Source organism: Pseudomonas sp. 14P5.3.2 (genome assembly GCF_057799175.1).
Window position 1 is genome coordinate 1 of the sequence record NZ_JBYOKU010000066.1, and the last position, 9,664, is coordinate 9,664.

7 protein-coding genes are annotated in these 9,664 nt (G+C 62.2%); all 7 read left to right on the forward strand.

Annotated features, from left to right (window positions below):
- The first annotated feature begins 42 nt into the window (after nt 1–42).
- The 7 genes from AC27VU_RS28760 to phaC all read left to right on the forward strand — a co-directional run bounded on the left by AC27VU_RS28760 (nt 43) and on the right by phaC (nt 9,593).
- Nucleotides 43–2,262: a primosomal protein N' gene (locus AC27VU_RS28760; RefSeq protein ID WP_103485593.1), complete on the forward strand. Its 2,220-nt coding sequence runs from the start codon at nt 43–45 to the stop codon at nt 2,260–2,262.
- A 262-nt stretch (nt 2,263–2,524) separates the two neighbouring features.
- Nucleotides 2,525–4,261 (forward strand): arginine--tRNA ligase, encoded by a 1,737-nt coding sequence (gene argS, locus AC27VU_RS28765; protein ID WP_003220880.1) that lies wholly within the window; start codon nt 2,525–2,527, stop codon nt 4,259–4,261.
- Nucleotide 4,262: 1 nt separating this feature from the next.
- Nucleotides 4,263–4,970 (forward strand): SPOR domain-containing protein, encoded by a 708-nt coding sequence (locus AC27VU_RS28770; protein ID WP_003220877.1) that lies wholly within the window; start codon nt 4,263–4,265, stop codon nt 4,968–4,970.
- Between the two features lie 234 nt (nt 4,971–5,204).
- Entirely contained in the window at nt 5,205–5,741 is a 537-nt protein-coding gene (gene hslV, locus AC27VU_RS28775; protein WP_003220875.1) for an ATP-dependent protease subunit HslV, read from the forward strand.
- Between the two features lie 49 nt (nt 5,742–5,790).
- A complete protein-coding gene (hslU, locus tag AC27VU_RS28780; protein ID WP_003220872.1) occupies nt 5,791–7,125 on the forward strand; it encodes an ATP-dependent protease ATPase subunit HslU in 1,335 nt (444 codons plus the stop codon).
- Between the two features lie 153 nt (nt 7,126–7,278).
- Nucleotides 7,279–7,656 carry a gamma-butyrobetaine hydroxylase family protein gene (locus tag AC27VU_RS28785; RefSeq protein ID WP_003220870.1) on the forward strand — a complete coding sequence of 126 codons (378 nt, stop codon included), beginning with the start codon at nt 7,279–7,281 and terminating at the stop codon, nt 7,654–7,656.
- 257 nt (nt 7,657–7,913) lie between these two features.
- Nucleotides 7,914–9,593: a class II poly(R)-hydroxyalkanoic acid synthase gene (gene phaC / locus AC27VU_RS28790; protein WP_488725399.1), complete on the forward strand. Its 1,680-nt coding sequence runs from the start codon at nt 7,914–7,916 to the stop codon at nt 9,591–9,593.
- Nucleotides 9,594–9,664 lie beyond the last annotated feature (71 nt).

A 9,664-nucleotide genomic window follows, 5' to 3' on the forward strand; every position in this document is an offset into this window, starting at 1 on the left:
ATCTGCGCTCGCCCTTCTTTTGTGTTGATAGAGACCCCCCGCGTGCCCGACGCCATTCTGCGCCTCGCCCTGCCTTCGCCCCTGCGCCGCCTGTTCGACTATCGGGCACCGGCCGGTGTGCTACGCGCCCAGTTGCAGCCGGGCATGCGCCTGCGGGTGCCGTTCGGGCGCAGGGAGATGATCGGGATTCTGGTCGAGATCACCGACACCAGCGAAGTGCCGGCAGAAAAGCTCAAACCGGCGCTGGCCCTGCTCGATGCCACCCCGCCGCTGCCTCCCGCATTGTTCAAGCTGTGCCTGTGGACCTCCCAGTATTACCAGCACAGCCTCGGCGATACCTTGAGCTGGGCGCTGCCGGTCCTGCTGCGTCAGGGCGAACTGGCCGAGGCCCGTCAAGAGCGCTTCTGGTCAGTCGCCCCCGGCGCCAGCCTCGATGATCCACGCATCGCCCGCGCGCCGCGCCAGCGTGAAGCCCTAGCAACACTGGCCCAGCACCCGCACGGCGTCGCCCATCAGTTGTTGAGCAAACTGATGCTGAGCAAGGACAGCCTCGACCTGCTGCTGGCCAAGGGCCTGGTGCAAGTGGAGATCCGCCGCCACGCCCCCGGGGTGCGCCATGAACACTGGCTGGCCCAGCCGGAGTTGCCGCTGAACACCGAACAACGCGCCGCTTACGAAGCGATCCGCGCCGGGTTCGACAGTTATCACGCCTTTCTGCTGGCCGGGGTCACCGGCAGCGGCAAGACCGAAGTCTATTTACAGCTGATCCGCGAAACCCTCGAAGCCGGCAAGCAGGCACTGGTGCTGATTCCCGAGATCAACCTCGGCCCGCAGACTCTGGCGCGTTTCGAGCAGCGCTTCAACGCACGCATCGCCCTGCTGCACTCGGCGGTCAACGACCGCGAGCGCCTCGACGCCTGGCTCGCCGCCCGCGACGGCGAGGCCGACATTATTATCGGCACCCGCTCGGCGCTGTTCACCCCGATGAAAAACCCGGGACTGATCATCATCGACGAAGAGCACGACGGCTCTTATAAACAGCAGGAAGGTTTGCGCTACCACGCCCGGGATCTGGCGCTGGTGCGCGCGCGGCAGGAAAACATCCCGATCGTCCTCGGCTCCGCCACGCCTTCGCTGGAAAGCCTGCACAACGCCTACACCGGTCGTTATGGCCTGCTGCGCCTCAACGAGCGGGCCGGCGGCGCCAAGCAGCCACGCTTTCTGCGGCTGGACGTGAAAAGCCGTCCGCTGGACAGCGGCATTTCCGGGCCGATGCAACAAGCCATCGGCCAGACCCTCGCCGCCGGCCAGCAGGTGCTGGTGTTCCTCAACCGCCGCGGCTTTGCGCCGACGCTGCTGTGCCACGATTGCGGCTGGATGTCCGAGTGTTCGCGCTGCGATGCGCGGATGACCGTGCACCAGCGCTATGGCGAGCTGCGCTGCCACCACTGCGGCTATGTCGAACGCACGCCGCGCCAGTGCCCCAAGTGCAACAAGGTCGATCTGCGGCCGGTGGGCGCCGGCACCGAGCGTGCGGAGGAGCGGTTGGCGATTCTGTTCCCGGACTACCCGGTGCTGCGGGTCGACCGCGACAGCACTTCGCGCAAGGACGCGATGAATCAACTGTTCGCGACGATTCAGAAAGGCCAGCCGTGCATTCTGGTCGGCACGCAGATGCTGGCCAAGGGGCACCACTTCCCGCGGGTCACGCTGGTGTCGATTCTGGATGCCGACGGTGGACTGTTCTCCGGCGACTTCCGCGCCAGCGAGCGCATGGCGCAGTTGATCGTGCAGGTCGCCGGACGCGCCGGGCGGGCGGAAGAGCCGGGCAAGGTGATCATCCAGACGCACCTGGCCGACCATCCTTTATTGGTGCAACTGACCGAGCAGGGCTACTTCGCCTTTGCCGAGCAGGCCTTGAGCGAGCGCCGCGCCGCCGGACTGCCGCCGTTTGCGCATCTGGCGCTGTTGCGCGCCGAAGCGCACAAGCCGGGACAGGCCGAGGGTTTTCTCGACGAGGCGTGCAGCGCGGCCGAGCGCTTGCTGGTCGAGCAGAATCTGACCGGCATCGAACTGCTGGGTCCGGTGCCGGCGCCGATGGAGCGGCGTGCCGGTCGGTATCGGGCGCAGCTATTGTTGCAGGCTACAGCGCGGGCGCCGCTGCATCGGTTGCTCAGCAGTTGGTTGCTGGAATTAGAGCAGATGCCGAGCGGGCGGGCGGTGCGCTGGTCGCTGGATGTCGATCCTGTTGATCTGTATTGACGCTGACCTGTGGCGAGGGAGCTTGCTCCCGCTGGGGCGCGAAGCGGCCCCAAAACCGCAATGCCAGACAAACCGAGTCAGCCGGTTTTACGACTGCTGCGCAGCCGAGCGGGAGCAAGCTCCCTCGCCACAGGGTAATTTGTCACCACATATCCATAAGCTGCCTGCTAAGGTTGGCAAGCCCGTCTTCGCAACGGATAATGCCCAGTTTTTCCACCCGCGCATCGATGCGCCGCCGCGCTTGCGGTCGAAAGAGAAGACCATGAAAGACACCATTCGCCAGCTGATCCAACAAGCCCTCACCCAACTCGTCAACGAAGGTGTGTTGCCTGAAGGCCTGTCGCCGGCGATTCAGGTGGAGAACGCCCGTGACAAGACCCACGGCGACTTCGCCAGCAACATCGCCATGATGCTGGCCAAACCTGCGGGCATGAAGCCGCGCGATCTGGCGGAGAAAATCATCGCCGCGCTGCCGGCCGACGAGAACGTCACCAAGGCCGAAATCGCCGGCCCAGGCTTCATCAATTTCTTCCAGAACACCCAGGCCCTCGCCTCGCGCCTCGACGCCGCCCTGGCTGACGCTCACGTTGGCGTGCGCAAGGCCGGTCCGGCACAGCGCACCGTGGTCGACCTGTCGGCACCTAACCTGGCCAAAGAGATGCACGTCGGCCACTTGCGCTCGACCATCATCGGCGACGGCGTGGCCCGTGTTCTCGAGTTCCTTGGCGACGAAGTGATCCGCCAGAACCACGTTGGCGACTGGGGCACCCAGTTCGGCATGCTGATGGCTTACCTGCAGGAAAACCCGATCACCAGCGATGAGCTGTCCGATCTGGAAAACTTCTACCGCGCCGCCAAGCAGCGTTTCGACGAGTCCGAAGAATTCGCCGACCGCGCCCGTGGTCTGGTGGTCAAGCTGCAGGCCGGCGATGCCGAATGCCTGGCGCTGTGGACCCGGTTCAAGGACATCTCGCTGTCGCACTGCCAGAAGATCTACGAACTGCTCAACGTCAAACTGACCATGGCCGACGTGATGGGCGAAAGCGCCTACAACGACGACCTGATCAACGTGGTCAACGACCTGAAAGCTGCCGGCATGCTGGTCGAGAGCAACGGCGCCCAGTGCGTGTTTCTCGACGAGTTCAAGAACGCCGACGGCGACCCGCTGCCGGTGATCATCGTCAAGGCTGACGGCGGTTACCTGTACGCCACCACTGACCTGGCAGCCGTGCGCTACCGCAGTGGCAAGCTGAAAGCTGATCGCGCGCTGTACTTCGTCGACCAGCGCCAGGCCCTGCACTTCCAGCAAGTGTTTGCCGTGGCGCGTAAGGCCGGTTTCGTGACCCATCCGATGGAAATGGAACACATGGGCTTCGGCACCATGAACGGCGCCGACGGCCGTCCGTTCAAGACCCGTGATGGCGGCACCGTGAAACTGATCGACCTGCTGACCGAAGCACAGGAACGCGCCTACAACCTGGTCAAAGAGAAGAACCCGACACTGGCCGAAGACGAACTGCGCAACATTGCCAAGGTTGTCGGCATCGGTGCGGTGAAATACGCCGACCTGTCCAAGCACCGCACCAGCGACTACAGCTTCAACTTCGACCTGATGCTCAACTTCGAAGGCAACACCGCGCCGTACCTGCTGTACGCCTACACCCGTGTGGCCGGTGTGTTCCGCAAACTGGGCAAGGACTTCAGCGAAGTCGATGGCCAGATCGTCCTCGAAGCGGCGCACGAACAAGAGCTGGCGGCGAAACTGGCGCAGTTCGGCGAAGTGCTGAACAACGTCGCGGAAAAAGGCACCCCGCACATCCTCTGCACCTACCTGTATGACGTCGCCGGTCTGTTCTCCAGTTTCTACGAGAACTGCCCGATCCTCGCCGCCGAAACGCCGGCCCGGATGCAGAGCCGTCTGCGTCTGGCCGCGCTGACCGGTCGTACTCTCAAGCAAGGCCTGGAACTGTTGGGCCTGGAAACTCTGGAGCGCATGTAAGTTGGCTGCCAAGAAAAAACCTGCACCCAAGCGTGGCGCCAGCCGTTACCAAGCTCCTGCAAAGCAACCGATTCCGGGCTGGCTGTGGATGGCCATCGGCCTGACGGTCGGTGCGTTCATCGTGTTCCTGATGAAACTGGAGCCGGGCAAGGGCAGCGACACGGTCAAGCGCGAGAAGATCGAGCAAGCGCAACAGCAGAAAGCCACGAAAATCGCCGAGGCCAACAAGACCCCGCCGAGCCCGACACAACCGGTGAAGCCGAAGTACGACTTCTACACCCTGCTGCCGGAATCGGAAGTGATCGTGCCGCCGGATGCCGTGCCGGAGAAAACCCTGCCGACGCCACAAGTGCCGACCACGCCGGTCACCCCGGCGGAAGCGGCGAAGATCGATACCGCGCGGGCGCAGGCTGCGCTGTCGGGCATTACCCCGCCGCCAGCGCCACCGGTGGCGAAAGCGGCGCCGGTGACCAAGTTCTTCCTCCAGGCCGGTTCGTTCCGCAAAGAGGCGGACGCGGACAAGGTACGGGCGCAGATCATTCTGCTCGGCCAGGCCGTTTCGGTTGAATCGGGCACGGTGAAGGATGAAACCTGGTACCGCGTATTGGTCGGCCCGTTCAGCAACCGCGAACAGCTGACGACTGCGCAGAAACAACTGGCGGGCAGCGGCTTCAGCAACCTGTTGTTACAACAACGCCAGAGCCGCTGATTCCGTCAGTAGCATCGCGTCATCGTTCATTCGCGAGCAGGCTCGCTCCCACAGGAATCACGCAGTCCCTGTGGGAGCGAGCCTGCTCGCGAAGCCGGCATAACCAGCACAGCATAATTCTGATCTGCCCTCAGCCGTTCGTCCCTCTACGCCCTCCCCGGTTGAAATCCTCTCCAGCACCCCCATATGAATGGGCATAAGGCATTTTCGCCCCGCTGCGTGGAGACTCTTCCCTTGACCACCATCGTTTCAGTCCGCCGCCACGGCAAAGTCGTCATGGGCGGCGACGGCCAGGTTTCTCTCGGCAACACCGTGATGAAAGGAAACGCGAAGAAAGTTCGCCGCCTGTACCACGGCCAGGTCATCGCCGGTTTCGCCGGTGCCACCGCCGACGCCTTCACCCTGTTCGAACGTTTCGAAGGCCAGCTCGAGAAACATCAGGGCCACCTGATCCGCGCCGCTGTCGAACTCGCCAAAGAATGGCGCACCGACCGCTCCCTGAGCCGCCTCGAAGCCATGCTCGCGGTCGCCAACAAGGACGCGTCCCTGATCATCACCGGCAACGGTGACGTGGTCGAACCCGAGAATGGCCTGATCGCCATGGGTTCCGGCGGTGGCTATGCACAGGCTGCAGCCAGCGCACTGTTGAAAAAGACCGACCTGTCGGCCCGTGAAATCGTCGAAACCGCACTGGGCATCGCTGCCGACATCTGCGTATTCACCAACCACACTCAGACCATTGAGGAGCAGGATCTCGCTGAAGAAGCCTGATACGGCCCCTGTGCCACGGCTTTTTTCTGCTTGAGGACCGCCAATTACTATGTCCATGACTCCCCGCGAAATCGTCCACGAACTCAACCGCCATATCATCGGCCAGGACGATGCCAAGCGCGCCGTCGCGATTGCCCTGCGCAACCGCTGGCGCCGCATGCAGCTGCCTGAAGAGCTGCGCGTTGAAGTGACCCCGAAAAACATTCTGATGATCGGCCCGACCGGTGTCGGTAAAACCGAGATCGCCCGTCGCCTGGCGAAACTGGCCAACGCGCCGTTCATCAAGGTCGAAGCGACCAAATTCACCGAGGTCGGCTACGTCGGCCGTGACGTTGAATCGATCATCCGTGATCTGGCCGACGCTGCGATCAAGATGCTCCGCGAGCAGGAAATGACCCGCGTACGCCACCGCGCCGAAGACGCTGCCGAGGACCGCATCCTCGACGCGCTGCTGCCACCGGCACGCATGGGCTTCAGCAACGAGGAGCCGGCTCAGGATTCCAACACGCGCCAACTGTTCCGCAAGCGCCTGCGCGAAGGGCAGCTGGACGACAAGGAAATCGAAATCGAAGTCGCCGAAATGGCCGGCATCGAGATCGCCACGCCGCCAGGCATGGAAGAAATGACCAACCAGTTGCAGTCCCTGTTCGCCAACATGGGCAAGGGCAAGAAGAAAGCTCGCAAGCTCAAGGTCAAGGAAGCGCTGAAACTGGTGCGCGACGAAGAAGCCGGGCGTCTGGTCAACGAAGAAGAGTTGAAGGCCAAGGCGCTGGAAGCGGTCGAGCAGCACGGTATCGTGTTCATCGACGAGATCGACAAGGTCGCCAAGCGCGGCAATGTCGGCGGCGCCGATGTGTCCCGTGAAGGCGTACAGCGCGACCTGCTGCCGCTGATCGAGGGCTGCACCGTCAACACCAAGCTGGGCATGGTCAAGACCGACCACATCCTGTTCATCGCTTCCGGTGCGTTCCACCTGAGCAAGCCGAGTGATCTGGTGCCCGAGCTGCAAGGCCGTCTGCCGATCCGCGTCGAACTCAAGGCCCTGAGCCCGGAAGACTTCGAACGCATCCTCAGCGAGCCGCACGCTTCGCTCACCGAGCAATACTGCGCACTGCTGAAAACCGAAGGCCTGAACATCCAGTTCCAGCCGGAAGGCATCAAGCGTCTGGCGGAGATCGCCTGGCAGGTCAACGAGAAGACCGAGAACATCGGTGCCCGTCGCCTGCACACGCTGCTCGAGCGTTTGCTGGAGGAGGTGTCGTTCAGCGCCGGCGATCTGGCCAGCGCGCATGACGACAAGCCGATCCTGATCGACGCTGCGTACGTCAACAGCCATCTGGGCGAATTGGCGCAGAACGAAGACCTGTCCCGTTATATCCTGTAAGCCATACTTACAGCGGTAGCGGACCCTGTGGGAGCGGGCTTGCTCGCGAAGAGGCCGTGCCAGTCGACAGCAATGTCGGCTGACACACCGCATTCGCGAGCAAGCCCGCTCCCACATTTGAATCAGGGTCGCCCACACAACGGACGCCAGACCATGACCTCAATCCCCACCGACATCAAACTGCACAAAGCCTCGAAAACCCTGACGCTCAAATACGCGTCCGGCGAGGAGTACACCCTGCCCGCCGAATTCCTGCGCGTGCATTCCCCTTCCGCCGAGGTCCAGGGCCACGGCAAACCGATCCTGCAATTCGGCAAGCTCAATGTCGGCCTCAGCGGCCTGGAACCGGCCGGTCAGTACGCACTGAAACTGACCTTCGACGACGGTCACGACAGCGGCTTGTTCACCTGGGAATACCTCTACGAGCTGGGGCGACGTCATGACGCACTCTGGGCCGATTATCTGGCCGAGCTCAAAGCCGCCGGGAAAACCCGCGATCCGGACCAGTCGATCGTCAAGCTGATGCTCTAGTCCGAGGCTCTTGCTGTTTAGAGGGCATTTTCTAAATTCATCTGTTTGAATGCGCTGCTGTGTGGCCGAGGATCGGCCTGCTTGCGAAAAAAATTAAACTCGGGTAACCAATGGAGCTGGCAAGTTCCCTGCAGTGCTCTACGACTGTAAAGCAGCTATGCAGAATTAACGGTCACCCGAGCAGTAGTACCTGGCATTCGCTGTGGAACTGCACAGCAGAAACCGGGTACTCGTCTCAGGACAATGGAGCGTCGTAGATGAGTAACAAGAATAACGATGACCTGAAGTACCAAGCCTCGGAAAACACCCTGGGGCTTAATCCCGTCGTTGGGCTGCGCGGAAAGGATCTGCTGGCCTCTGCTCGAATGGTGCTGACCCAGGCCATCAAACAACCGATCCATAGCGTCAAGCACGTGACCCATTTCGGTCTTGAACTGAAGAACGTGCTGTTCGGCAAATCCGAACTGCAACCGGCCAGCGATGACCGTCGCTTCGCTGATCCGGCGTGGAGTCAGAACCCGCTCTACAAACGTTATCTGCAAACTTACCTGGCGTGGCGCAAGGAGCTCCATTCCTGGATCGACGACAGCAGCCTGTCACCCAAAGACATCGCGCGCGGCCACTTCGTGATCAACCTGATGACCGAAGCCATGGCCCCGACCAACACCGCCGCCAACCCGGCGGCAGTCAAACGCTTCTTCGAGACCGGCGGCAAAAGCCTGCTCGATGGCCTCTCGCATCTGGCCAAGGATCTGGTACACAACGGCGGCATGCCGAGCCAGGTCAACATGGGCGCGTTCGAGGTCGGCAAGAGCCTCGGCGTGACCGAAGGCGCGGTGGTGTTTCGCAACGACGTGCTGGAGCTGATCCAGTACAAGCCGATCACCGAGCAGGTCCACGAGCGGCCGTTGCTCGTGGTGCCGCCACAGATCAACAAGTTCTACGTTTTCGACCTGAGCCCGGACAAGAGTCTGGCGCGCTTCTGCCTGCGCAATAACGTGCAGACCTTCATCGTCAGCTGGCGCAACCCGACCAAGGCTCAGCGCGAATGGGGCCTGTCGACCTACATCGATGCGCTGAAGGAAGCGGTCGACGTGGTTACGGCGATCACCGGCAGCAAAGACATCAACATGCTCGGCGCCTGCTCCGGCGGCATCACCTGCACTGCCCTGCTCGGCCACTACGCCGCCCTCGGCGAAAAGAAGGTCAACGCCCTGACCCTGCTGGTCAGCGTGCTCGATACCACGCTGGACAGCGACGTCGCCCTGTTCGTCGACGAGCAGACCCTCGAGACCGCCAAGCGTCACTCGTACCAGGCCGGTGTGCTTGAAGGCAAGGACATGGCCAAGGTCTTCGCGTGGATGCGCCCGAACGATCTGATCTGGAACTACTGGGTCAACAATTACCTGCTCGGCAACGAGCCGCCGGTGTTCGACATCCTGTTCTGGAACAACGACACCACCCGGTTGCCGGCGGCGTTCCACGGCGACCTGATCGAGATGTTCAAAAACAACCCACTGATTCGCCCCAATGCACTGGAAGTGTGCGGCACGCCGATCGACCTCAAGCAGGTCACCGCTGACATCTTCTCGCTGGCCGGCACCAACGACCACATCACCCCGTGGAAGTCCTGCTACAAGTCGGCGCAACTGTTTGGCGGCAAGGTCGAGTTCGTGCTGTCGAGCAGCGGGCACATCCAGAGCATCCTGAACCCGCCGGGCAACCCGAAATCGCGCTACATGACCAGCGAAGGCATGACCGCCAATGCCGACGAGTGGCAAGAGAACTCGACCAAGCACACCGATTCCTGGTGGCTGTACTGGCAGGCGTGGCAGGCCGAGCGCTCGGGCAATCTGAAAAAGGCGCCACTAAAACTGGGCAACAAGGCGTATCCGGCAGGCGAGGCTTCGCCGGGCACTTATGTTCATGAGCGGTAACTGACGCACCTCATCCCCCTGTGGGAGCGGGTTTGCTCGCGAAAGCGGTGTGTCATTCCAAAAAACTGTGG